Raw genomic sequence first — 25,229 nt, forward strand, 5'->3', positions numbered from 1 at the left:
ACGATGCGCCTGACTGCTGGATCGCCCGCACGCCTCGGCGCAAGCTGGGACGGACGCGGCACCAATTTCGCGCTGTTCTCCGCCAACGCGCAGAAGGTCGAGCTGTGCCTGTTCGACACGCAAGGCCGCCGCGAACTCGAGCGCATCGAGCTGCCGGAGCGCACCGAGGACGTCTGGCACGGCTATCTCAACGACGTTTCGCCCGGCCAGCTCTACGGCTACCGCGTGCATGGCCCCTACGAGCCGGAGCAGGGGCATCGCTTCAACGCCAACAAGCTGCTGCTCGACCCCTATGCCAAGCGGCTTTCCGGGCGGCTGGTCTGGAGTGACGCGCATTTCGCCTATCGCACCGGAAGCCCGCGTGAAGATCTCTCCTTCGACCGGCGCGACAACGCGCGCGGCATGCCGAAGGGCGTCGTGGTCGACGAGACCTTCAACTGGGGCCGCCGCGAGATCCGGCCCAACATCCCCTGGGAAGATACCATCATCTACGAGGCTCACATCAAGGGCCTGACGCAGAAGCGCAACGACGTGCCGCCGAATTTGCGCGGCACCTATGGCGGGCTGTCGTCGCCGGCGATGATCGAGCATCTGAAGAAGCTCGGCGTCACCACGGTCGAGCTCCTGCCGATCCACGCGTTCATCGACGACCGCATCCTGGTGGAGAAGAAGCTAGCCAATTACTGGGGCTACAACACGCTGTCGTTTTTCGCGCCCGAGGCGCGCTATGCCCAGGACAACGCGCTCGACTCATTTCGCACCACGATTGCACGCCTGCACGATGCCGGCATCGAAGTGATGCTCGATGTCGTCTACAACCACACTGCCGAGGGCAATCACCTCGGCCCGACGCTGTGCTATCGCGGCATCGACAACGCCTCCTATTACTGGCTGAACCGCGAAAACCCGCGCTATTACGACGATTTCACCGGCTGCGGCTCGTCGGTCAACCTCACCCACCCGCGCGTGCTGCAGATGGTGATGGATTCGCTGCGCTACTGGGTCGAGGTCTGCCACGTCGACGGCTTCCGTTTCGACCTCGCCACCACGCTGGCGCGCGGGCCGAACGGTTATGATCGCGGCAGCTCGTTCCTCACCGCGATCCGGCAGGATCCGGTGCTGGCGAGCGTCAAGCTCGTCGCCGAACCCTGGGATCTCGGCCTCGGCGGCTACCAGGTCGGTGCATTTCCCTCGCAATGGTCGGAGTGGAACGACCGTTACCGCAGCGCCATGCGCCGCTACTGGAGCGGCGAAGGCAGCCTGATCGGCGACATCTCCAGCCGCATGACGGCGTCCTCCGACTTGTTCAACCACGACGGACGGCGGCCGCGCGCCAGCATCAACCACATCACCGTCCATGACGGTTTCACGCTTGCCGATCTCTTCAGCTACAATGAGAAGCACAACGAGGCCAATGGCGAGGACAACCGCGACGGCTCCAACGACAACCATAGCAACAATTGCGGTGTCGAGGGCCCGACCGACGATCCCCAAATCCTCAGCTTGCGCCGGCAGCTTCGCAAGAACGTGCTGGCCTGCCTGATGCTGGCGCAGGGCATTCCGCTGATCCTCGCCGGCGACGAGGTCGGCAATTCGCAATCGGGCAACAACAACGCCTATTGCCAGGACAACGAGGTCGGCTGGGTCGGCTGGGACAATCTCGGCAAGGACGGCGACGGCATGGTCGATTTCGTCGCCGAACTCGCCGATATCCGCCGCCGGTTCTCGCAGCTTCGTAGCCATCGCTGGCTCGACGGCCGCCCTAAAGACGGCATCTCCTACGGCGCGCTGTGGCTGACGCCGGCCGGCGACGAAATGACGGAAAGCGACTGGAAATTCCCGGAAGGGCGGTTTCTTTCCTATGTGATGGGGCCGATGGAACCGGGCAGCGCCGCGATCTTTATCGTACTGAACGCCGCCCCCGAAGAGATCGCATTCAAATTGCCAAAAATGACCGAATACAAGAGCTGGCAGCAGATCCTGAACACGACCGAGGCCAAGCTGAACACGATCGACTTCCAGCCCGGAAGCGCCAGCAAGGCGCCGCCGCGCTCCGTGCTCGCTTTCGCGGGGGCGCTATGAGGCCATCCTTCGGGGCGAGGCTGACCAAGGACAGCGTGTCGTTCCGGCTGTGGGCGCCCGCCGCGCGCCGTGTCGATCTCCTGCTCGACGGACGACACGCGATGCAGCGCCGGCAGGATGGCTGGTATGTCGCCGACATTGTCGGCCTGGCCGTTGGCAGCACCTACAAATTCAGGATCGACGACGAGATCGACGTGCCCGATCCGGCGTCTGCATTCCAGCCCGAAGACGTGTTCGGCCCGAGCGAAGTGATCGATCACGATGCCTTCGCCTGGCGCGCGCGCGATTGGCGCGGCCGCCCCTGGGAGGAGACTGCGCTGATCGAGACGCATGTCGGCACCTTCACTGCTGAAGGCACCTATCGTGCCATGATCGACAAGCTCGATCATCTCGTCGCAACCGGGATCACCGCGGTCGAGCTGATGCCGCTGGCCGATTTCGCCGGCTGCCGCGGCTGGGGTTATGACGGCGTGCTGTGGTACGCACCCGACAGCGCTTATGGCCGCCCCGATGATTTGAAGACGCTGATCGACGAAGCACATCTGCGCGGGCTGATGGTGTTCCTCGACGTCGTCTACAATCATTTCGGTCCCGAGGGGAATTACCTCGGCCGCTATGCGCCGGCCTTCTTCACCGATGCGCACACGCCATGGGGCAGTGCGATCGATTATCGCGTGCCGCAGGTTCGCGCTTTCGCCGTCGAGAACGCGCTGTCATGGCTCACCGACTACCGCTTCGACGGCCTGAGGCTCGATGCCGCCAATCACATCATGGCGACCCCCGGTGAGCAATCGATGCTGCAGGACCTCAGCATCGCCGCAGGCGAGCTTGCCAAGGCAACGGGACGGCACATCCATGTCGTGCTGGAGAACGGCGACAACCGCGCGAGCCTGCTCGACGCCGCGCAGGAGCCCCCGAACGGCAAATATCGCGGACAGTGGAACGACGACTACCACCACGTCTGGCACGTGATGCTGACCGGTGAGCTCGCCGGCTATTACGCGGACTATCAAACGCCGCGCCTCGATCTCGCACGCGCGCTTGCATCCGGCTTCGTCTATCAGGGCGAAATCTCGGAATTCTGGGGCAAGAAGCCGCGCGGCGAAAAAAGCGGCGAGCTGCCGCCGACGACCTTCGTCAACTTCCTGCAAAACCATGACCAGATCGGCAACAGGCCGCTGGGCGAGCGACTCGAGAGCCTGGCATCGCCCAGGCAGATCGAAGCCGCACTCGCGGTGACCTTGCTCGCGCCGATGGTGCCGATGCTGTTTCAGGGCGAGGAGTGGGGCTGCACCGCGCCCTTCCCGTTCTTCTGCGATTTCCAGGGCAGCCTTGCCGATGCCGTGCGCGCGGGGCGCAAGCAGGAATACGCCTGGGCTTACGAAAAATACGGCGACGAGGTGCCCGACCCGCTCGATCCGGCAACGCTGCAAGCGGCCGTGCTTGACTGGACCGGCCACACGCCGGAACAGGACGCACGTCTCGCACTGGTGCGGGAGCTGCTCGCGCTTCGCCACAAAGAGATCGCGCCACGACTGAAAGATGCCCGCTTCGGTGATGCCGCCGTAGCCGATAGCGGCCTGCTCACCGCACATTGGCGCATGGGAGATGGCGCGACGTTGCGTCTGCTCGCCAATCTGTCCGACAAAGACATCGCATACTCCAACGGCAGTGCGGGCACCCCGATCTGGGGCGGCGCGGCCGGCGACAAGCTTCCGCCTTGGTCGGTGGTCTGGCGTCTCGGAGGTTGAGATGCCTCCAGCCATTCCTCTCGCAACCTACCGGCTTCAGCTCACCGCGGATTTCGACTTCGACAAGGCCGCCGCGGTGGTACCCTATCTAAAGGCGCTGGGGATCACGCATCTCTACACCTCGCCGGTGATGAAGGCCCGCAAGGGCTCGACGCACGGCTATGACACCGTCGATCACAGCCAGCTTAATCCGGAGCTCGGCGGCGAGGCCGGCTTCGCGCGACTGAGCGAGGCGCTGACGCAGAACGACCTAGGCCTCATCATCGATTTCGTGCCGAACCATGTCGGCGTCCACTTTGCCGACAATCCCTGGTGGCTGGACGTGCTGGAATGGGGCCAGACTTCGCCGCACGCAGTTTCCTTCGACATCGACTGGGATCTGCTGCCCTACCGCGCCCGCGACGGCGTGCTGCTGCCGATCCTCGGCGCCTCCTATGGCGAGGCACTTGAGCGCGGCGAGATCGACCTGCGCTACGATTCCGACGAAGGCAGCTTCTCGGCCTGGTATTTCGAGCACCGCCTGCCGATCGCGCCGGAGCGCTATGGTGAAATGCTGCGCATGGTCGTGAAGGAGGCGGACGCGGCCGAGAGCGAAGCCGGCAAGCGCCTGCTGTCGCTTGCCGCGCGCTACACGGGACTGCGCCGCCCCAACCGCAAGGAAGCGCCCGGCTTCAAGGCGGAGCTCAGGGAGATCGCAGGCAGCGCCGACCTCGTCGCGCGCGGCCTCGGCGCCTATCGCGCCGCCAAGGACCGTCCCGCGCAGACGCTGGCGCTGCATCACCTGCTGGAACGCCAGCACTACAAGCTCGGGCACTGGCGGCTTGCCTCCAGCGACATCAACTATCGCCGCTTCTTCGACGTCAACGGGCTCGCCGGCCTGCGCGTCGAGGACCCCGGCACGTTCGCCGCCACGCACCGGCTGGTGAAGCAACTCATTGCCGAGGGCAGACTGCAGGGCATCCGCCTCGATCACATCGACGGCCTGCGCGACCCCGCGCAATACTGTCAGCGGCTCCGCCGGCTGGTGCGCGACGCGCAGGGCACGACGAAGCCGTTCTATACGGTGATCGAGAAGATCCTGTGCGAGCACGAGCGTCTGCCGCACTTCGCCGGCGTCCAGGGCACCACCGGCTATGAGTGGATGAACGCCATCACTCACGTTCTGGTCGACGCCAAGGGGCTGGAGGCTTTGGACGAAACCTGGCGGCAGATCAGCAACCGGCCGCCGCGGCTCGCGCCTTACGTCAAGGACGCCAAAAGGCGCGTGCTGGAGACGCTGCTGACCAGCGAATTCACGGTTCTGACCCGCCTGCTTGCGCGCATCGCCAACGGGCATTACTCGACCCGCGACTTTTCAGCCGACAGCCTGCGGCAGGCGCTCGAGCTTTATGTGCTGCATTTCCCGGTGTACCGCACCTACCTGACGACAAGTGCGCCGACGGCGAACGATCGTAAGCTGATCGACGACACCATTGAGCACGCTCGCCGGGAATGGTTCGCTGCGGACGACGGCATCTTCGACTTCCTGCGCGACGCGCTCACCATGGACCTGCTCAAGCCTGGCCGTCCCCCGCACAGCGCCCCGCGGGTGCGCCGCTTTGCGCTGAAGGTGCAGCAGTTCACCGGGCCGATGATGGCAAAGTCGCTGGAGGACACCGCGTTCTATCAATTCCACCGGCTGCTCGCCCTGAACGAAGTCGGCGGCGATCCCGCGAGCAAGGGTCTCACCATTCCCGCTTTCCACGAGACCATGCAGGCTCGCGCCAGAGAATGGCCGCAAGGGATGACGGCAACCGCCACGCATGACACCAAACGTGGCGAGGACGCCCGAGCGCGGATCTCGGCCCTGAGTGAGATTCCCGGCGAATGGACCAGCGCCGTGGCACGCTGGAAAGTCCTGAACGCGCCGCACATCGCGCTCGAAGGCAATCTGCGCGCCCCGTCGGCAACGTTCGAATACATGCTCTACCAGACGCTGCTCGGCGCCTGGTCGCTCCGGGAGCCGGCCGATGCCGGTTTCGTCGAGCGTATCCAGGCCTATGCGCTCAAGGCCGCGCGCGAGGGCAAGGAGGAGACGAGCTGGCTCAACCCGCATGAGGCGTATGAGAACGGCGTCAAGAGCTTCATCGCGAAGATCCTCGATCCGGCGCTGTCTGGCGAATTCCTGGAGGCGCTGCAAACCCTGGCGCGCCGCGTCGCGCTGCTCGGCGCGCTGAACGCGCTGAGCCAGCTCACGCTCAAGGCGACCTTGCCCGGCGTACCAGACTTCTACCAGGGTACCGAATTTTGGGACCTGTCGCTGGTCGATCCCGACAACCGACGCCCGGTGGATTTTTCCGCGCGACACGCGGCGCTTGGCATGCTGGACAATCCGGACTGGAATCATCTGATCAAGAGCTGGCCGGATGGCCAGCTCAAGCTGGCCTGGACGCGGCACCTCCTCAAGCTGCGCAACGAACTCCCTGACGTCTTCGCGCGAGGCGATTACCAGCCGCTTCAGGTTCGGGGCGCGCACGCCGACCATGTCGTGGCCTTTGCCCGCCGCCACGGCCGCGCCGCGGCGATCGTCGTGGTCGGGCGCCAGTTCGCACCCTTCACGCAAGCAGGACGCGAATGGCCGATGCTCGATGGGTTCGACGCTGCCATCGACGTCACGGGCTACCACGTGCCGGGTCTTGCGGGCAACGATCTGCTGCTCGCGCAGGCGCTTGGCAATTTTCCCGCTTCTGTCATCTCGGCGCGCGCCGCGGGTGCGGCGAGGCCGATGCGACCGCGCGCCCGCGCGTGAACGCTAGCTTTTTTCGTCTTTGCCCAGCAGCAGCTGGCCGCGCTTGCGGATCGTGGCCTGCGCCATCTCGGCAAAGCGCTGCAACAGCCAGGGCAGCACCACCTGCACCTTGACGTGATCGTCGGCGACATCGACCTGGCCGCTCGCGATCTGCCCCAGCGCTCGGATGCGAAAATTCATGCTGTCGCCGCTCCAGCGCTCCTCCTCGACCTGCATCACCGGAATGCTGGCCGCGGCGCGGCCGAGCCCGGTCTTGAGCCGGCGCACCGCCTCCTCGCGGCCGAGACGGTGCGGAATGGAGACGACAAGCGGTGCTGACATGGCCGTGCCCTGTAAGTGACTGATCCTCACATAGTCATGCCGGCCGGTGGGTCAAAGGTTCCATGCAAGCTGGCCGTGCAACCACTGTTTCATCGGGGGAACTTTAAAACCTGCGGCAAGTTGCCCTCGCACAACGGGACAGGTTGCAAACGACCCTTTCAAGAAGGGCTGGAGGAGATTCGCATGTCTATCGGTACGATCATTCTGATCATTTTGGTTATCGCCCTGCTCGGCGGCTTCAGCGGCATCGGCGGCGGTCCGTTTTACGGCACCGGCTATTATGGCGGCGGCGGCCTCGGACTTGTCATCGTCATTCTGCTGATCTTGCTATTGCTGGGACGGATTTAGCCGCTCTTGCAGGGTGGGTTAGCCGAAGGCGTAACCCACCATTGCTTCCGTGAATGCTGAACGAAGTAGGGTGGGCTACGCCTTCGGCTACCCCACCCTACTTCACTTTCCCCGCGAGCTTCTTGATCGCCGCCTTGATCGACGCGGCTGCATCATCGTAGCCATCCCACGCCTTTGATCGCGTCAGCAATCCGGGTACCGTCCGCACCGTGTAGCGCTTCGGATCGAGATCGCTCTTTACCTGCGCCCACGTGACGGGCATCGACACGGTTGCACCATCTCGTGCGCGGGGGGAGAGCGGCGCCACCGCCGTCGACATCCGATCGTTGCGCAGATAGTCCAGAAAAATCTTCCCGTCGCGCAGCTTCTTCGACATGTTGAGCAGATAGCGCTCGGGCTCGTCACCCGCCATCCATTGGCAGACCCCTTGCGCGAACGCCTTTGCCTCCTTCCAGCTCACCTTGTCCCGTGCGCCGTGGAGCAGCGGCACGACCACATGCAGGCCTTTGCCGCCGGTGGTTTTGCAAAAACTCTCCATGCCGACATCGGTGAGGCGCTGCCGCATCTCCTTGGCCGCATCGACGACCTCGGGAAAATCAACATCCGGCGCCGGATCGAGATCGAACACCAGCCGGCCCGGTGTGTCATAAGAACCTGGCGCACAATTCCAGGGATGCAGCTCGACGCCACCGATCTGCGCCACGGTCGCGAGCCCCTCGACACGATCGATCTGCAGATAGGGCTTGCGATCGCCTGAAACCTTGGCGAGTTCGATCAGGTTCGAGGTGCCCTGCATGGCGTGGCGCTGGAAGAACTTCTCACCGCCAATGCCATCAGGCGCACGCACGATTGAGCAGGGACGGCCCTTGATATGCTCGATCATCCAGGAACCGATCGCCTCGAAATAGCGCGCGAGATCGAGTTTCGTCACGCCCTTGCCGTCGCCGCCGTCCGGCCACAACTCCTTGTCCGGCTTGGAGAGCACGACGCCCATCACTTCGGCACCGCCGCTTGCCTTCGGCCGGGCGGCAGGCCTGGGTCTGCCCCGTGACCTGGTGGAAGGCTCGGCAAGCTCGGTATCGGCGGGCGTTTCGGCCTCGACCTCCTCCGCCGGCTTGTCCTGCCGCAGACCCTTGAAGGCGGCCTGGCGGATATTGCCGTCGGCGGTGAAGCCGGCGAACTCGATTTCGGCTACGAGCTCCGGCTTCAGCCAGTGCACCTCGCCCGTCTTTTTCGGCGCATTCTTGCCGCCGAAGGGGCTTTGCTTGGCCTCCATGGCCTTCAACGACGGCATGATGCGCTTGACCTTGTCGGCGCCGAAGCCGGTGCCGACGATGCCGATGAAGGCGAGATGATCACCGCGATGCACGCCGGCCATCAGGGAGCGAAATTTGCCGTTGGTGGTCTTCCAGCCGCCGATCACGACTTCATGCCCGGCACGGCATTTGGCCTTGGTCCAGCTTTCTGACCGTCCCGAACGGTAAGGCGCATCGAGCTTCTTCGACACCACGCCTTCGAGCTCGAGCTTGCAGGCCGATCGCAGCACCGCATCGCCGCCGCTTTCGAAATGCTCGACATAACGGATCTGGCTCGATTTCTTCTTGCGTGCTTCCAGCAGTTCCTTGAGGAGGTCTTTCCGTTCACCGAGCGGCAGGCGGCGATAATCGAGTCCCTCGGTGAACAGGAGATCGAAGGCGAAGAAGATGAGATCTTCGGTCTTGCCGTCCGATAGTGCTGCCTGGAGCGAGGAGAAGTTCGGCGCACCATTATGGTCGAGCGCGACGATCTCGCCGTCGATCATCACGTCCGGCAGCGCGCTTGCTTCCTTCGCAATACTTGCGAATTTTCCGGTCCAGTCGAGGCCCTTGCGCGTCTTCAACGTCGCCTCGCCGCCCTCGACCCGAAGCTGCACGCGGTAGCCGTCGAACTTGATCTCGTGACACCAGCCATCGCCATCCGGCGGACGCTCGACCGACGTGCAGAGCTGCGGCGCCACGAAATCCGGTATCTCCGCCGCCTTCTTCGCGGTCGCGGTCGTGGCTTTCTTCTTTGCCGTCTTGCCGGTCTTCAACGCCGCGCGCGGCGCCGGCTTGACCGTGCGCCCTTTCGCTTCTTCGGCCCGATTGGACTGCCAGACCGCGTCGGCCTTGGCATTGGCGCCCTTCGCCAGCATGAACGGTCTTGGCGCGCGTCCCTTGCCTCCGGCGATCTGATCCATCGCGCGGCCGGAGGCGACCGACTTGTCCTCCTCGAGAATGTCGTTGTCTGCGCCCTCACGGACATGTTCGTCGCGGTGCTTGATCAGGAGCCAATTGGTGCGCTTCCCGCCGGTGCGGTCGTTGCGCATGCGCACCAGCACCCAGCTGCCGTGCAGCTTCTCGCCATGCAGCGTGAACTTGAGGTCGCCCTTCTTGAACCCGCGTTCGGGATCCTCGGATTCCCAGGTGCCGCGGTCCCACAGCATGACCGTGCCGCCGCCATACTGGCCCTCCGGAATGGTGCCCTCGAAGTCACCATAGTCGAGCGGGTGGTCCTCGACCTCGACGGCCAGCCTCTTGTCGTGCGGGTCGAGCGAGGGCCCTTTCGTCACCGCCCAGGACTTGAAGACTCCGTCGAACTCGAGCCGTAGATCGTAGTGCAGTCGCGTCGCATCGTGCTTCTGGATCACGAAGCGTCGCTGCTTCGAGGGCACCACTGCCGTTTTGCCCGACGGCTCCGGTGTCTTCTCGAAATCACGTTTCTGTCGATACCTAGAGAGCTTTTGCAGCACGACTGGTCCCGGATTCTCTTGCGGCGTGGAAGCCTATAACAGCACAAGTCCCACCCGGAACCAAAACCCCACGGGACGGTTGGGGTTCCAAAATGACTCGAAGACGCTGGAGAACGGAATGGCCCCGCGCGCCTATTGGAAGGGAACGTTGAAGCTCTCGCTGGTCAGTTGCCCCGTTGTGCTTTATCCGGCGACCACCGCGGCCGAGAAGACGCGGTTTCACATGATCAACCGCGAGACCGGCAACCGATTGAAGCAGCAGATGATCGACGCCGAGACCGGCGACGTCGTCGAGAGCGATCAGAAAGGACGCGGCTACGAGCTACGCAAGGGCAAATATGTCGAGATCGAGCCGGAGGAGCTTGAAGCGGTCCAGATCGAGAGCAACCACACCATCGACATCGAAAGCTTCGTGCCGAGCGACGAGATCGACCAGCGCTATCTCAACCATCCCTATTATGTCGCGCCCGACGGAAAGGCTGCGATCGACGCCTTTGCCGTGATCCGCGATGCCCTGAAGGACCAGGACCGCGTGGCGCTCGCCAAGATCGTGCTCACCAATCGCGAGCATATCATCGCGATCGAGCCGCTTGGCAAGGGCCTGCTCGGCACCACCCTGCGCTTCCCGTACGAGCTGCGCGACGAGGGCCAGTTCTTCGACGACATCAAGAGCCCGAAGATCACCAAGGACATGGTGGAGCTCGCCGGCCATATCCTCCAGACCAAGACGGCCCATTTCGACCCCAGCAAGTTCAAGGACGAATACGAGAACGCGCTAAAGGCACTGGTGAGGCGCAAGGCCAGCGGCAAGACAATCGAACTGCCGGAGCCTGAGGAGAAGCCGAGCAACGTCGTCAACCTGATGGATGCGCTGAAGCAGAGCTTGAAGGGACGCGGCGGGAAGAAGACGTCGGGAAAGTCTCATGCCCGCCGCACGAGGGGACGGCAACGTAGCGCGAAGAAGACGCAAAGGGCCGCGGCGGGGCGTCGCAAGGCGGGTTGATTTACTCCGTCATTGCGAGCGTAGCGAAGCAATCCAGAACCTTTCCCGAGAGACAGTCTGGATTGCTTCGCTGCGCTCGCAATGACGATGCTGATGGAGGCTCGCGCCACAATCTCCGTCGTGGCTGCCGCAAGCAGCTAGTCCCCCGCCCTTAGCCGATACCCGATCCCGGTCTCCGTCAGCACATATTGCGGCCGTTCCGGATCGGCCTCGATCTTCTGGCGGAGCTGGCGGACATAGACGCGCAGGTATTGCGCATCCGTCAATTCGTCCCAGAGCTCCCTAAGCAGGAAGCGATGGGTCAGCACCTTGCCGGCGTGCTGCACCAACAGGCGCAGGAGATCGTATTCTTTCGGCGACAATTTGACGTCCCGCTCGCCGACCTTGACGATGCGGCGCACCAGATCGACGGAGAGGTCAGCAGTGCGGAACACCGGGCGCTCGCCCTGGACCTGAAGCTGGTGCCGCAGCGCGGCGCGCAGACGTGCCAGGAGTTCGTCCATACCGAACGGTTTGGTCAGGTAATCGTCGGCGCCGAGATCGAGAGCCTGTACCTTGCCGGCCTCGTCGCCGCGGCTCGACAGCACCACGATCGGCACAGCTTCATTGCGGGCCCGGATGGTGCGCAGCAGCTCATGGCCCTGGATGTCGGGCAGGCCGAGATCAAGAATGATCAGCGCGGGTTCTTCGACAAGCTTTTCCAACGCCATCTTGCCGTTTGACGCCTCCAGGATTTCATAGCCTTGCGTCGAGAGTCCCATCCGCAGCAACTTGCGGATCGGCGGCTCGTCGTCGATGACGAGCACCTTGATCGGGGCAGCACTCATGCGGCGGTGTCCAATGCCTGGGTCTGGGCCGGAATGGGCAGACGGATGGTCAGAACCGCGCCGCTCCGGTCGTTGCGATTCGCGGCCGAGATCGTGCCCCGCATCGCCTCGACGAAGCCGCGGGAGATAGCAAGCCCGAGCCCTGTGCCGGGACGGACACGATCCCCCTTCTGTGCGCGATAGAACTTGTCGAAGACGCTCTCGAGCTCCTCGGACGGAATGCCGTCGCCCTCGTCGGCAATCTGGAGCACCACGTGATCGCTGTCGCGCCGGCTGCGGATCGAGACCGTCGTGTCGGGCGGCGAATATTTGGCGGCGTTGTCGAGCAGGTTGAACAGCACCTGCTCAAACAGCACCGCATCGAGCTGGAGCATAGGAAGATCTGCGGCCAACACCAGTTCGACCTTGTGGGCGGTGAGGATCTTGGCTGCACGCCGCAGCGCGCTGCCGACGATCTCGCCGAGATCGTGCAACGCGGTGTTGGGCACGATGGCGCCGGATTCAAGCTTGGTCATGTCGAGCAGATTGGCAATGAAGCGGTTGAGCCGTTCGGATTCGTCGATCACCGTGGCAAGCAGGTCGCGCTTCTCGGTGTCGGAGAGCGCGCTGGCGAGATCGCGCATGGTCGAGGCCGCACCTAGCACGGATGCGAGCGGCGTCTTCAAATCATGCGAGATCGAGGTCAACAATGCAGAACGCAACCGCTCGGATTCGACGGTGCGCTTGACGCGATCGACGTCCTCAACCAGCAGCACGCGCTCGATCGCCAGCGCACCCTGGTCGACCAGCGCATCGAGCAGGCGGCGCTGGTCCGGGGTCAGCAACGGGCCGGTGCGGTCGTTGTCGATGCCGATGACGCCGATCGGGCCGCGCCCGGTGCGCATCGGCAGGAACAGCCGTTTTGCGCCCGGCAACGTGTCCGAGCCGCGGCCTGCGGGGCGGTCGTTGCTGCAGGCCCAGTTGGCGGCGGCCAGGTCAGCCTGATCGAGATCATCCTCGGGCGGATAGCCTGATTTCACTGTGAGCAGGCCTTCCTCCGGCAGCAGCAGCACCACGCGGACTTTCAGCATCAGCGCGATTTGGTAGGCGGTCGTCCACAGCACGTCGTCGAGCGTGCCGGTGCCGGCGAGCTTGCGGCTGAAAGCGTAGAGCTGCTCGGTGGTCCTGATGCGGCCGATCGCGGTGTCAGCCTGGGTGCGGACCCGCCCGGCGACATTCGACACCACGAACGCAATCAGCATGAAGAAGAAGAACGCCGCGACATTGGTCGGATCGGTGATCGTGAAGGTATAGACCGGCGGCAGAAAGAAGAAATTGTAGGAAAGCGACGCCGCGACACTCGCAAGCAACGACGGCCACAATCCGTGGCGCACGGCAACGGTCACCACGGCGCTGAGGAACATCAGGTCAACGTTTTCGATACCGACATACGGCTTGATGGCGACGGCGGCAGCAAGACCAAGCGCGGTGATCCCGAGCGCCTTCAGATAGGGCCGGGCATCGAACGGGTCTGATCGCGCTGCCGTCTGCACCGCCGTCTTCGGCGCCGGCTCGCTCGTGAGCTCGTCGCCGGGAATAACGTGAACGCTGATATTGCCGGACCGGCGCACCAGATCATGGACGACGGAGCCGCGCGTCATCTCGAACCAGCGCGAGCGCGTCGACTTGCCGATCACGATCTGGGTGACGTTGTTGCCCTGCGCGAAGTTGACGACGTCGTCCGCGAGGCGGCGGCCGACGCCTGGAATCGTCAGCGCCTCGCCACCGAGCGATTCCGCGAGCCGGAGCGTGTCGGCCAGCCGATCGCGCTGCTCATCCGACAATTGCAGGGACCGCCGCGTCTCGATCGAAACCGCGGTGAACGGCGCGTGCAGCCGGTCGGCGAGCCGTTTGGTGTAACGCACGAGGCCAGTCGCGCGCGGATCTTCGCTGACGCAGACGAGGATGCGCTCGCTGGCGGCCCAGGGGCCCGAGATCGCATTCGCCTGCATGTGACTGAGAAGTTGCTCGTCGACCCGTTCGGCCGTGCGCCGCAAAGCTAGCTCGCGCAGCGCGGTGAGGTTGCCCGGCGAGAAATAATGCTCCAGCGCCCGCTCCGCCTGCTTGGGAACATAGACCTTGCCTTCCTTCAGGCGCTGGATCAAATCGTCGGGCGTGAGGTCGATCAGCTCGATCGCGTCGGCGCGGTCGAATATGGAATCCGGCACTGTCTCGCGCACCCGCACATGGGTGATCTGGGCGACGACGTCGTTCAGGCTCTCGATGTGCTGGATGTTGACGGCGGTATAGACGTCGATGCCGTGTGACAGCAGCTCCTCGACGTCGAGATAGCGCTTGGGATGGCGGCAAAGGGGACCGTTGGTGTGGGCGAGCTCGTCGACCAGCGCGATTTTCGGCCGGCGCGCGATCACGGCATCGAGGTCCATCTCCTCGACCATCTGGCCGCGATAGTCGAGCTTCTTGCGCGGGATCACCTCCAGTCCACGCACCAGCGCCTCGGTCTCGGCGCGGCCATGGGTCTCGACGAAGCCGACCACGACATCGATGCCAGCCTTGCGCCTGGCATGTGCGCTTTGCAGCATCTCATAGGTCTTTCCGACGCCGGGAGCGGCGCCGACGAAGATCTTCAGCTTGCCGCTCGCACTCTCCTCCCTGCGCGCTGCTTCCAGCAGCGCCTCGGGCGACGGACGTTGTTCGGGATCGCGGCGCTCTCGGACCATGGTGCCAGTATAATCACCCTGATGCCACGAGCCTAGACCGCTACTTCGCGGCCATGCGATCGAGCGCGAGGTTCAACGCCAATACGTTAACGCGGGGTTCGCCAAGCAGGCCGAGCAAACGACCTTGGGTGGCGGAGGCCACCAGCTGCTTCAACGTGTCCTCCGGCATATTTCGGGCCTTGGCGACGCGCGGTACCTGGAATTGTGCCGCCTCCGGCGAGATGTCCGGGTCGAGACCGCTGGCCGAAGTGGTCACCAGGTCCACCGGCACCGCGGCGTTGGAATTCTCGCCCCTGAGCTTGTCCACGTCTTCCTTCAGCCGGTCCGCCAACGCCTTGCTGGTCGGACCGAGATTGGATCCGCCCGAATTGGCCGCGTTGTAGGGTGCCGGCACCGTCTTGGTCGAATCATTCGGGTCTGGCGCCAACGTCGCCGAGGGACGGCCGTGGAAGTGCTTGTCGTCCTTGAACTCCTGCCCGATCAGGGCGGAGCCAACGACCTTGCCGTCCTTCTCGATCAGGCTGCCCTGCGCCCGTGCGGGGAAGAGCGCGCCGGCAATAGCCGTCATTGCGAGCGGATAGGCCAGACCCGTGATGACGGTGAGCACCAGCAGGAGGACGATGGCGGGGCGTATTTCTCTGAGCATGTGTTTCTCCTATTTCTTCCGTCATTGCGAGCGAAGCGAAGCAATCCAGAGTCTTTCCGCAGAGGCAGTCTGGATTGCTTCGTCGCTTCGCTCCTCGCAATGACGGGGTTATGCCAAATGCAAGGCGGTGACGACGAGGTCGATCGCCTTGATGCCGATGAAGGGAATGACGATGCCGCCGAGCCCGTAGATCAACAGGTTGCGCCGTAGCAGCGCGCCGGCACCGACCGCACGGTAGGCAACGCCCTTCAACGCCAACGGGATCAGCGCAACAATGATCAACGCGTTGAAGATGATTGCCGACAGGATGGCGCTCTGCGGGCTCGACAGGTTCATGACGTTGAGCACGTTGAGCTGCGGGTAGAACGCCAAAAACATCGCCGGGATGATCGCGAAATACTTGGCGACGTCGTTGGCGATCGAGAATGTCGTCAGCGCGCCTCGTGTCATCAGCAACTGCTTGCCGATCTCGACCACCTCGATCAGCTTGGTCGGGTTGGAATCGAGGTCGACCATGTTGCCGGCCTCTCGCGCGGCCTGGGTACCGGTGTTCATGGCGACACCGACGTCGGCCTGCGCGAGCGCCGGCGCGTCGTTGGTGCCATCGCCGCACATGGCCACCAGCTTGCCCTTGGCCTGCTCGTCGCGGATCAGCTTGAGCTTGTCCTCTGGGGTTGCCTGCGCCAGGAAATCATCGACGCCGGCTTCCGCCGCGATTGCCGCGGCCGTCATCGGATTGTCGCCGGTGATCATGACGGTGCGAATGCCCATGCGGCGCAGCTCGGCAAAGCGCTCGCGGATGCCACCCTTGACGATGTCCTTGAGCTGGATGATGCCGAGCAGCTTGCCGTCCCTGGCAACCGCCAGCGGCGTACCACCGGCCTTGGAGATCTCGTCCGCAATCGTCTGCACCTCCCGGCCAATATCCGAAAGCACCGCAGGCTGGATGGCGCGGACCGTGTTGCCTGAAGCAACCGCCAGCGGCGCGCCGCCACCGACATAGTTGAGCATGGCATCGACCGCGCCCTTGCGCACCGATGAGCCGCCGGCATCCACGCCGCTCATACGGGTCTGCGCCGTGAACGGGATGAAGGTGGCGCCCAGCTCGGCCATGTCGCGGCCGCGGATGCTGTGTTTCTCCTTGGCCAGCACGACGATCGAACGGCCTTCCGGGGTCTCGTCGGCGAGCGATGCGAGCTGGGCCGCGTCCGCGAGCTCCTGCTCGGTCACGCCGCGCACCGGGCGGAAGGAGGTCGCCTGGCGGTTGCCGAGCGTGATGGTGCCGGTCTTGTCCAGCAACAGCGTGTCGACATCGCCGGCCGCCTCGACCGCGCGGCCGGACATCGCCAGCACGTTGAAGCGCACCAGGCGGTCCATCCCGGCGATGCCGATTGCCGACAACAGCGCACCGATCGTGGTTGGGATCAGGGTCACGAACAGCGCGACCAGCACAATCACCGAGATCGAGCCGCCGGCATAGGCCGCATAGCTCGGAATAGTGACGGTGGCGAACACGAAGATGATGGTGAGGCCGGCCAGCAGGATGTTGAGCGCGATCTCGTTTGGCGTCTTCTGCCGCTCGGCGCCCTCGACCAGCTTGATCATGCGGTCGATGAAGGTCGAACCTTGAGCTGCCGTGATCCGCACGCGGATCCAGTCGGACAGCACCTGCGTGCCGCCAGTCACCGCCGACCGGTCGCCGCCGGATTCGCGGATGACAGGCGCGGATTCGCCGGTGATCGCGGCCTCGTTGACGGAGGCGACGCCCTCGATCACCTCGCCATCGGAGGGAATGGTATCGCCGGCCTCGACCAGCACGATGTCATCGACCTTGAGGCTCGTGCCCGGCACGAGATTGAAGGCTCGGCCGGCACCACTCAGGAGCTTGGCCTGGCTCTCGGTGCGTGTCTTGCGCAGCGATTCGGCCTGTGCCTTGCCGCGGCCTTCGGCAACCGCTTCGGCGAAATTGGCGAACAGCACCGTGAACCAGAGCCAGAGGATGATCTGGAAGGTAAAGCCCAGGCCCGCACCTCCCGTAAGGACATCGCGCAGAAAGATCGCCGTGGTGAGCGCGGCCACGACCTCGACCACGAACATCACCGGGTTCTTCACCATCAGCCGCGGATCGAGCTTGGTGAAAGAGGCGCTAATCGCGGGCACCACGATGTTCGGGTCGAGCATCGCCGACATTGACGCGCGCTTATGCAGTTTCATCGTATCCATGGAGGTCGCTCCAACAATCAGAACAGGTTACCGGCGTTCATCGCCAGATGCTCGACGATCGGGCCGAGCGCGAGCGCCGGGAAAAAAGTCAGGCCGCCGATGATCAGGATCACGCCGACGACAAGCCCGACAAACAGTCCGCCCGTGGTCGGGAATGTGCCCGCCGACGGCGCGATCGATTTCTTGGCGGCCAGCGAGCCCGCAATCGCCATCGCAGGGACGATCATGAAGAAGCGGCCGACGAACATCGCGCTTGCCAGCGTAAGGTTGTAGAATAACGTGTTGCCGGTGAGGCCCGCGAAGGCCGAGCCGTTGTTGCCGGTCGCCGAGGTGAAGGCGTAGAGCACTTCGGTGAAGCCGTGCGGTCCGGCATTCGCCATCGAGGCGACCGCCGCCGGATAGACCACGCCGACCGCGGTCCAGCCGAGATACATCAGCGGCAGCACCAGGATCGCGAGCATCGCCATCTTGACCTCACGCGCCTCGATCTTCTTGCCGACATATTCCGGCGTGCGGCCGACCATCAGGCCCGCCACGAAGATCGCCAGCACGACAAACAGCAGCATGCCGTAAAGGCCAGCGCCGACGCCGCCGACGATGATCTCGCCGAGCTGCATGTTGATCAGCGGAATCATGCCGCCGAGCGCGGTGAAGCTGTCATGCATGGCATTGACGGCTCCGCAGGATGCGGCCGTCGTGATCACGGCGAACAGCGAGGACGCGACGATGCCGAAGCGAACCTCCTTGCCTTCCATGTTGCCGCCGGTGAGACCGAGCGCATGAAGGGCCGAGGTGCCGCTGGCTTCCGCCCAATAGGTGACGGCAACGCCGCCGACGAACAGCACGCCCATCACGGCAAGAATGGCCCAGCCCTGGCGCTGGTTGCCGACCATGCGGCCGAACACGTTGGTGAGCGCGGCGCCAAGCGCGAAGATCGAGAGCATTTGCACGAAGTTCGACAGCGCGGTCGGATTCTCGAAGGGATGCGCGGCATTGGCATTGAAGAAGCCACCGCCATTGGTGCCCAGCATCTTGATCGCGACCTGGGAGGCGACCGGGCCGACCGCGATGGTCTGCTTGGCACCTTCGAGCGTGGTCGCCTCGACATAATCACCGAGCGTCTGCGGCATGCCCTGCGAGACGAGGAACAGCGTGTAGACGATGCAGATCGGCAGCAGCACGTAGAGTGTCGTGCGGGTAACGTCGACCCAGAAATTGCCGACAGTGCGCGCCGAGGCGCGTGAGAAGCCGCGGATCAAAGCCACCGCCAGCGCGATGCCGGTTGCCGCCGACAGGAAGTTCTGGTGCGTCAGGCCGAGCATCTGCACGAGATAGGACAGTGTGCTTTCGCCGCCGTAGTTCTGCCAGTTGGTGTTGGTGATGAACGAGATTGCGGTGTTGAAGGACAGATCCTCGGCCACCGCCCCCTGACCAGCCGGATTGAACGGCAGCACGGCCTGAAGCCGCATCACGCCGTAGATGATGAGGAATCCGCCGACGTGGAACAGCAATATGGCGACCGTGTAAGTCAGCCAATGCTGCTCGCGCTTCTCGTCGACGCCGGAGAACCAGTAGATGCCGGCCTCGATCGGACGCAGCACCGGCGACAGGAACGTCCGCTCGCCGTTGAACACGCGCGTCATGTACCAGCCGAGCGGCTTTGCGAGCGCGACGATAATGACGCAGAAGAGAATGATCTGGAGCCAACCGATCATAGTCATGGAAATCAACCCTTCAGGCTTGGTGCCCGGCGCATAAGCGGCAGGAGCACCGAGAGCAGGCAGGCGACGAGCACGGCGTCCGCCAGCAGCAATTCGAGAAGAAGCAGTACGGTCAGAACCGTTCAGGCCGAAGCAGCGCGTAAGTGAGGTAGATCAGGAGGCCAAACGAGACGGTGCCGGCGAGCGCATAATCGAAAATCATGGTCCGCTCCCTCACAGCCGTTCGCAGGCGTAGGTGTAACCGATCGCGAGGGCGAAGAAGGCGAAGCCCAGCCCCAGCATCAGAATGTCCATCATGGCGATACTCCTTATTGCTAGACGATATCCGGCGTAACCAATCTCTGGATGCCGGCAGGCTGCTTGCTCCGCGCGAATGCAACGGGTGTCTGCGCCCGGCCGGGACTTTCACCGTGCTGAAGTGCCACCGCGTACATAGATTTTCGAGATGAAGCCTATGGCGAAGTTATAGGAATCTCATAAAGGCCGGCACGTCTTCGCCAGCGGCCATGCGACACTGACAACGCATTCCAGGCGGTCTTTCCGGGCAGGTGGCGCAGCGACGCGATCCACCGTCACCATCGCTACCTATCCTTAAGGCAGACTGTGGGGAAGGTCTTTTCAAAATGCCGGTTTCTATAAGCCTTCACCTTCGGTGGAGATGACAGTCGAGAATGATCGCTGTCTTTTGCCTCTTACCCGGAGGCATACGCACACTTATGAAATGCTTATATCTCTCGCCCGCTCCTCATCTCGTTTTCAAACGTGCTTCCAGCCATCTTGAGCATGCCGGCCGACTGACCGACACCCATTCCAGGAGGCCTGAACATGACCGCCGCACTCCGACATTACGATCCACCTTCGTTCAGCGAACGTCTGCGCGATGCGCACGCAATGACGCGACCGTTGATGCTCGAGATCATCGACCACGCCTGTCGGCACTTCCCCTCGCTTGGACAAAACGGCCGCACCGCGCGCGTCATGCGACTGCTCGACGCGGAAGCCTGGGCCGATGCCGCACTGGCACTGATGGAGCTCGAGCTGCCGACGTGGCAGGTCCGCCGCATCGCCTATGACGAGGGCGAGTGGCACTGCGCGCTCTCGCGCGAGCGCGAGCTGCCGGACTGGCTGGACGCCGCGGTCGATGCGCGCCACGCGGATCTTTCGTTGGCCCTGCTGTCGGCCTTCATCGAGGCCCGGGCATTGGCCGCGGAGATGTCACGGCCCAGCGTTCCTTCTGTTCGTGCGCCGCTGGATTCGCTTTGCGAACCTGTCGTCTGTGACAATTTCGGCTAGAGCGGCCTGACGGGTTCGGCGGGCTCACGCCTTTCTGACCTTCCTATGAGATCGTCGCGTGGCCTCCCTCGAAATCATATTCGCAAGGAAAGATATTGAGTCTGCAGGCGCGGTCAATGCTGCCGCCACCTGTAGCGATCAGAAGGAATATCGAAGTGAAACTCATCGAACCTCCCTCGTGCAGCGCGCCGTCCACCATCGTCTTCATTGGCAGGAACAGTCGCGGCCATTGGATCGCGCAGGAGCAGAACGGCCTCTATGGTGGCCTGTTCGTCAGCCGCGCGCAGGCCATCAAATATGCGCTATTCGAAAACGGACAGCATCCCGAGACCATCGTCGAGCTGCGACGCGAGATCGAACTCGATATGGGCAAGAGCGGCAACAGCAGTATCTCGCGGCACGCCGCCTGAGCCGGCGCCTTCGAGCGAAAAGCCATGTTCATCCCTCCCTCAGCTTGGTTCACCGGCTTCATTCCGGACGTACCGACCCCGTTCGACGCGGCTGAGGCCATCGATCTCGAGGCGTTCGCCGCGCTCTGCGAGCGCCAGGTTGCGGCTGGCGTCCCCGCTCTAGTGATCTGCGAGACGGTCGGCGAGGCGCCAACGCTCTCGCCCGCCGAGCAGGAGCTCGTCATTCGCACTGCTGTCGACGTCGTCCGCGGTCGCGCGCGAATTATCGCCGGCGCGATGTCGAATGCGACCGGCCACGCCATTGAACTCGCGCGGCGCGCGGAGGCTGCGGGTGCCGATGCCATCATGTCGGTCGTGCCCGCCTATAACAAGCCGATGCAGGAGGGGATGCTCGCGCATTTTCGCGCCATTGCCGGTTCGACCGGTTTGCCGATGATCCTGCACGATGTTCCCTCGCGCACGCTGCGTCCGCTGGCGGACGAGACCATCGTGCGTCTCGCGGAATCCCGGCAATTCGCCGGCTTACGCGACGGCAGCGGCGATATCAGTCGCCCGATGCGCTTGGGTCGGCTCCTGCCGGCCAGCTTTCGCCTGCTGTCCGGCGACGATACCACCGCCTTCAGCTTCATCGCGAGCGGCGGCGATGGCGCGATCTCGGAGATTGCCAATGTCGCCCCGGATCTCTGCCGGACGATCTTCTTACAGGCGAGGCAGGGCCGCCTGCAATCGGCGCGCTACCTGCACAAGCGCCTCATCCCGCTTATCGCCTGTCTCTCTCGGGAGAGCCCGGCGGCGCTGAAATGCGCCTTGAGCATCCTCGATCTGATGCGGCCGGATACTAGGCTGCCGATCATGCCGCTGAACGACGTTGCGCGAGCGGAGGTCGCCCGAGCAATCGCCGCGATCGCCGACGAGGAGCTGAACGATAGCGTCGGAGCGTAGGCACGGCACTTATGACGTTCCTATATCGCTGCACGGACAGTCGTCTCGCATTCCTATGCTTCGACATCCATCATACGAGCCAGGATCGGAGCGGCCGTATCGCCGTACCACGCATAAGGACTTCCAACATGTCGATGCTGACACATGGCTTTGACCGGCACTTTGGGAAGGTCGAACGCCCGGTACGGATCTCGATGGCGCGCAAGGCCCAGCTCAAGCGCCTGGCACTACGCGCGCTGGGCGTGCTCTCGATGGGCAGCGTGCTCACCGCGCTCATCGCGTTGAAGACAGCGATCCATGTCTGGCACCTGCACGCCTGACCAGAATGGCAGACCATCATGACCTTGCAGATGTGTGAGGAGGCCGCGATGGCGGCAATCGCGCTTCAAGCTGCCCGTCGCGCGCCCGAGGCCCGGCAGACGCCAGTGTTGCTCAAGTCGCTCGATCCCGATGTCGTCAGCGCCTCCATTCCCGCGTTCTTCATCGGGCGCAACGCGGCCGGCCTCTGGGTTGTCCGGGAAGCGAACGGGCGCATCGGCGGCCTGTTCCTGTTAAAGAGTTCGGCGGTCGATTTCGCCAACCGGCAGAGCAAGCCGGCCAGGTGCGCGCTGGTGTTTCCCACCGGGATTTTTGAGCTCGACATCGAGAACCGCGGCAATCCGCTGATCGTGCTGGCCGCACGATTGCTGGAGGGGGCCAAGCGGCTCGCGGCGCTCGTCGCCGCAAGGCGACAGACATGACCGAGCTCAAGATCATCATGCTGATCGCCCTGATAGGACTGCTGCTCCTCGGCATGCGTCTCACCGCAGCCCCGACTTCGGACGGCTAGCATGCAGCTCCTCAAGGGAAATCTCGAGCAGGTGGTCGCCACGACGATCCTGACCATGACGCTGAGCCTGGTCTGGGGCGCGATCCTGACGATCGTCATCACGCTCGTGGCGCGGGGGCTTGGGATCTAGCCTCTCGTCGCCACGCGTACGGCAATCGAGCGGGAATTGACTATGGTTGCCTACGAGGCAAGCAACCGGGCGCGAACGGCGGTGGCGATCCTTGCTTGAGGCTGCGTATCCCGCCAAAAACGCTCGTCCGATCTGGCGCAATTTCACGGAACCGTGTAGAGCGATTTCATGAGCATCAGCAACGTCAATGTCGTCGCCCATCCCCTGGTCCAGCACAAGCTCTCCCTGATGCGGGAGAAGGACCGCTCGACCAAGAGCTTTCGCGAGATCCTGAACGAGATCGGGATGCTGCTCGGCTACGAGGTGACGCGCGACCTGCCGCTGGAGCTGGTCGCGATCGAGACGCCGATCGCGCCGATGCAGGCGCCCAAGATCGCCGGCAAGAAGCTCACTCTGGCGCCGATTCTGCGCGCGGGCGTCGGCTTCCTCGACGGCATGCTGGCGCTGATGCCCTCGGCGCGCATCGCCCATATCGGGCTCTACCGCGACCCCGAGACGTTGCAGGCCGTGGAATATTACTTCAAGGCGCCGCAGGATCTGTCGGACCGCACCGTGATCCTGATGGATCCGATGCTGGCGACCGGCAACTCGGCCTGCGCCGGCGCCTCCCTGCTCAAGGCGCGCGGCGCCCGCGACATCCGCTTCGTCTGTCTTCTGGCTGCGCCCGAAGGCATCGCGCAGTTCCAGAGCGAGCATCCCGACGTGCCGGTCTGGACCGCCGCGATCGACGAGCGGCTCAACGACCACGGCTACATTGTGCCGGGCCTGGGCGACGCCGGCGACCGGATGTTCGGCACCAAGTAGACAGCTTTGCGCGATCGGGTTAGTCCGGTTGCCATGAGCGCCAATGATTTTTCGCTGCAATCCCTGATCCGGACCGAGGCCGCCGCCGATCCGGCCTTGGTGTTTGACGGCACGCCGGTCTCGCGCGCGGAGTTCTCAGAAAAGGTCGAGCAGACCGCCGCCTGGCTTGCCGCGCACGGTATCGGCAAGGGCGACGTCGTCGCGGTCTGGCTGGTCAACCGGATCGAATGGATCGCGCTGCTGTTCGCCGCCGCCCGGCGCGGAGCAATCGTCGCCGCCGTCAATACGCGCTACCGCAGCGCCGAGGTCGCCCATCTCCTGAAGCTGTCCGGCGCTAGGCTGATGGTGGTCGAAGCCGAATTCCGCTCGATCGACTTTGCCGCTATTCTCGCCGACGTCGTCAGGGGCGAGGTGCCTGGGCTACGAGAGCTCGCGGTGGTCGGCGCGGATGCGATTCCCGCACACTGGCCGTGCGTGCGCTTCGATGCCTTCGACAGATCCTATCCGTCTGCCCCGCCGGCTCAGGATGATTTCGATCTGCCGGTTCTGCTCTACACGACGTCAGGCACGACCAAAGGACCAAAACTCGTCGCGCATTCGCAGCGGACGCTGGCGAGCCACGCCGTCTCCATTGCCACGGCGCTAAAGCTCTCGCCGCAGCGCCATTCGTTGCTGGCCATGCTGCCGCTCTGCGGCACCTTTGGCATGACAAGCCTGCTCGGCTTCGTCGCAGCGGGCGCGACCGTCCATGTGCTCGACGCCTTCGAGGCGGCGCCGGCGCTGAGGATTCTCGGCGAGTGCGGGATCACGCACGCATTCGGCTCGGACGAGATGTTCCGCCGCATCCTCGCCATCGCCGATGCGCCACGGCCGTTTCCGCATCTCGAGGTCTGCGGCTTCGCCGCGTTCCAGCCCGGCTGGCGCGAGCTCGCCGCGGACGCCGAGGTCCGCGGCATGCCGCTGTTCGGCCTCTACGGCTCGAGCGAGGTGCAGGCGCTGTTCTCGATCGCCCGCGCCAGTGATGGCTTTGCTGATCGCATCGAGGGCGGCGGCTGGCCGATATCACCCGACACGAGGGTGCGCGTGCGCGACACCGAGACCGGCGAGCTCGCGGCTCAAGGTGTCTCCGGCGAGATCGAGATCAGCGCGCCGTCGCGCTTCCTCGGTTACTACAACAATCCCGAGGCGACACGCGACGCCATCATCGCGGACGGCTTCTTCCGCACCGGCGATATCGGCCGGCTGCGCGGCGACGGCGCCTTCGTCTACGAAACCCGCGCGGGCGACGCCATGCGGCTCGGCGGCTTCCTTGTCGCACCCGGCGAGATCGAAGACGAGCTCAAATCGTGCCCCGGCGTTGCCGACGCCCAGGTCGTCGCGGTCGATCTGAAGGGACAGGCGCGCTGCGTTGCCTTCGTGATCCCAGCCCAAGAACCTCACCACGAGCCGCCGCGGCAGGAAGCGTTGATCACGCGCCTGCGCGAGCGGCTCGCCGGCTACAAGGTCCCGGCGCGGATCTATGTCGTGGAGGCCTTCCCCGTCACCGACAGCGCGAACGGCATCAAGATCCAGCGCGCCCGGCTTCGGGCCATGGCGATGGATCGGATCGCTGCCGAATAGC

General features: G+C 64.1%; 21 protein-coding genes. 13 read left to right on the forward strand and 8 right to left on the reverse strand.

Annotated features, from left to right (window positions below):
• The first annotated feature begins 3 nt into the window (after nt 1–3).
• Genes glgX through treY form a run of 3 tightly spaced genes read left to right on the forward strand, consistent with a single transcriptional unit; the run spans nt 4 to nt 6,621 of the window.
• On the forward strand, nt 4–2,082 hold the full coding sequence (gene glgX / locus ABIB06_RS33055) for a glycogen debranching protein GlgX (RefSeq protein WP_354051945.1): 2,079 nt from the start codon (nt 4–6) through the stop codon (nt 2,080–2,082).
• A complete protein-coding gene (gene treZ / locus ABIB06_RS33060) occupies nt 2,079–3,833 on the forward strand; it encodes a malto-oligosyltrehalose trehalohydrolase (protein ID WP_354051943.1) in 1,755 nt (584 codons plus the stop codon). The genes glgX and treZ overlap by 4 nt, the downstream gene beginning before the upstream one ends.
• 1 nt (nt 3,834) lies before the next feature.
• Nucleotides 3,835–6,621 carry a malto-oligosyltrehalose synthase gene (gene treY / locus ABIB06_RS33065; protein WP_354051941.1) on the forward strand — a complete coding sequence of 929 codons (2,787 nt, stop codon included), beginning with the start codon at nt 3,835–3,837 and terminating at the stop codon, nt 6,619–6,621.
• Nucleotides 6,622–6,624: 3 nt separating this feature from the next.
• On the opposite strand, the gene ABIB06_RS33070 is transcribed toward treY, so the two are convergent.
• The gene (locus tag ABIB06_RS33070) at nt 6,625–6,942 is read right to left on the reverse strand and encodes a polyhydroxyalkanoic acid system family protein (RefSeq protein WP_247442824.1); all 318 of its coding nucleotides are present in this window, start codon (nt 6,940–6,942) and stop codon (nt 6,625–6,627) included.
• 183 nt (nt 6,943–7,125) lie between these two features.
• On the opposite strand from ABIB06_RS33070, the gene ABIB06_RS33075 reads away from it, so the two are divergent.
• Nucleotides 7,126–7,290 carry a DUF3309 family protein gene (locus ABIB06_RS33075; protein ID WP_007595743.1) on the forward strand — a complete coding sequence of 55 codons (165 nt, stop codon included), beginning with the start codon at nt 7,126–7,128 and terminating at the stop codon, nt 7,288–7,290.
• A 97-nt stretch (nt 7,291–7,387) separates the two neighbouring features.
• On the opposite strand, the gene ligD is transcribed toward ABIB06_RS33075, so the two are convergent.
• Nucleotides 7,388–10,060 carry a DNA ligase D gene (gene ligD, locus ABIB06_RS33080; RefSeq protein ID WP_354051938.1) on the reverse strand — a complete coding sequence of 891 codons (2,673 nt, stop codon included), beginning with the start codon at nt 10,058–10,060 and terminating at the stop codon, nt 7,388–7,390.
• Nucleotides 10,061–10,178: 118 nt separating this feature from the next.
• On the opposite strand from ligD, the gene ku reads away from it, so the two are divergent.
• Nucleotides 10,179–11,063, forward strand: a complete 885-nt coding sequence (gene ku, locus ABIB06_RS33085) for a non-homologous end joining protein Ku (RefSeq protein ID WP_354051937.1) — start codon at nt 10,179–10,181, stop codon at nt 11,061–11,063.
• 137 nt (nt 11,064–11,200) lie between these two features.
• Here the strand turns inward: ku and ABIB06_RS33090 are convergent, their stop codons facing one another.
• The 6 genes from ABIB06_RS33090 to ABIB06_RS33115 form a co-directional block, all read right to left on the reverse strand.
• The gene (locus ABIB06_RS33090; protein ID WP_354051936.1) at nt 11,201–11,890 is read right to left on the reverse strand and encodes a response regulator; all 690 of its coding nucleotides are present in this window, start codon (nt 11,888–11,890) and stop codon (nt 11,201–11,203) included.
• Nucleotides 11,887–14,610 (reverse strand): DUF4118 domain-containing protein, encoded by a 2,724-nt coding sequence (locus ABIB06_RS33095; RefSeq protein WP_354051935.1) that lies wholly within the window; start codon nt 14,608–14,610, stop codon nt 11,887–11,889. Before ABIB06_RS33095 ends, ABIB06_RS33090 begins: the two co-directional genes overlap by 4 nt.
• 40 nt (nt 14,611–14,650) lie before the next feature.
• A complete protein-coding gene (locus ABIB06_RS33100; RefSeq protein ID WP_354051933.1) occupies nt 14,651–15,256 on the reverse strand; it encodes a K(+)-transporting ATPase subunit C in 606 nt (201 codons plus the stop codon).
• Nucleotides 15,257–15,364: 108 nt separating this feature from the next.
• Nucleotides 15,365–17,479 (reverse strand): potassium-transporting ATPase subunit KdpB, encoded by a 2,115-nt coding sequence (gene kdpB, locus ABIB06_RS33105; RefSeq protein ID WP_354051931.1) that lies wholly within the window; start codon nt 17,477–17,479, stop codon nt 15,365–15,367.
• Nucleotides 17,480–17,496: 17 nt separating this feature from the next.
• Nucleotides 17,497–19,200, reverse strand: a complete 1,704-nt coding sequence (gene kdpA / locus ABIB06_RS33110; protein ID WP_354051929.1) for a potassium-transporting ATPase subunit KdpA — start codon at nt 19,198–19,200, stop codon at nt 17,497–17,499.
• Nucleotides 19,201–19,312: 112 nt separating this feature from the next.
• Entirely contained in the window at nt 19,313–19,402 is a 90-nt protein-coding gene (locus tag ABIB06_RS33115) for a K(+)-transporting ATPase subunit F (protein ID WP_008133410.1), read from the reverse strand.
• A gap of 623 nt (nt 19,403–20,025) precedes the next feature.
• Here ABIB06_RS33115 and ABIB06_RS33120 point away from each other — a divergent pair.
• The 8 genes from ABIB06_RS33120 (at nt 20,026) to ABIB06_RS33155 (ending at nt 25,228) form a co-directional block, all read left to right on the forward strand.
• Nucleotides 20,026–20,493: a hypothetical protein gene (locus tag ABIB06_RS33120; RefSeq protein ID WP_354051927.1), complete on the forward strand. Its 468-nt coding sequence runs from the start codon at nt 20,026–20,028 to the stop codon at nt 20,491–20,493.
• 155 nt (nt 20,494–20,648) lie between these two features.
• A complete protein-coding gene (locus ABIB06_RS33125; RefSeq protein ID WP_354051925.1) occupies nt 20,649–20,903 on the forward strand; it encodes a hypothetical protein in 255 nt (84 codons plus the stop codon).
• A 24-nt stretch (nt 20,904–20,927) separates the two neighbouring features.
• Nucleotides 20,928–21,845: a 4-hydroxy-tetrahydrodipicolinate synthase gene (gene dapA, locus ABIB06_RS33130; RefSeq protein ID WP_354069866.1), complete on the forward strand. Its 918-nt coding sequence runs from the start codon at nt 20,928–20,930 to the stop codon at nt 21,843–21,845.
• A gap of 128 nt (nt 21,846–21,973) precedes the next feature.
• Entirely contained in the window at nt 21,974–22,165 is a 192-nt protein-coding gene (locus tag ABIB06_RS33135; RefSeq protein WP_247350829.1) for a hypothetical protein, read from the forward strand.
• Nucleotides 22,166–22,213: 48 nt separating this feature from the next.
• Nucleotides 22,214–22,585 carry a hypothetical protein gene (locus ABIB06_RS33140; protein WP_502916569.1) on the forward strand — a complete coding sequence of 124 codons (372 nt, stop codon included), beginning with the start codon at nt 22,214–22,216 and terminating at the stop codon, nt 22,583–22,585.
• A gap of 90 nt (nt 22,586–22,675) precedes the next feature.
• A complete protein-coding gene (locus ABIB06_RS33145; protein WP_256467627.1) occupies nt 22,676–22,804 on the forward strand; it encodes a hypothetical protein in 129 nt (42 codons plus the stop codon).
• 168 nt (nt 22,805–22,972) lie between these two features.
• Nucleotides 22,973–23,608: a uracil phosphoribosyltransferase gene (gene upp, locus ABIB06_RS33150; protein ID WP_247442844.1), complete on the forward strand. Its 636-nt coding sequence runs from the start codon at nt 22,973–22,975 to the stop codon at nt 23,606–23,608.
• A gap of 33 nt (nt 23,609–23,641) precedes the next feature.
• Complete coding sequence (locus ABIB06_RS33155; RefSeq protein ID WP_354051918.1) at nt 23,642–25,228, forward strand: AMP-binding protein; 1,587 nt, start codon at nt 23,642–23,644, stop codon at nt 25,226–25,228.
• Nucleotide 25,229 lies beyond the last annotated feature (1 nt).

It is taken from the genome of Bradyrhizobium sp. LB8.2, from assembly GCF_040548035.1.
Lineage (GTDB): Bacteria > Pseudomonadota > Alphaproteobacteria > Rhizobiales > Xanthobacteraceae > Bradyrhizobium.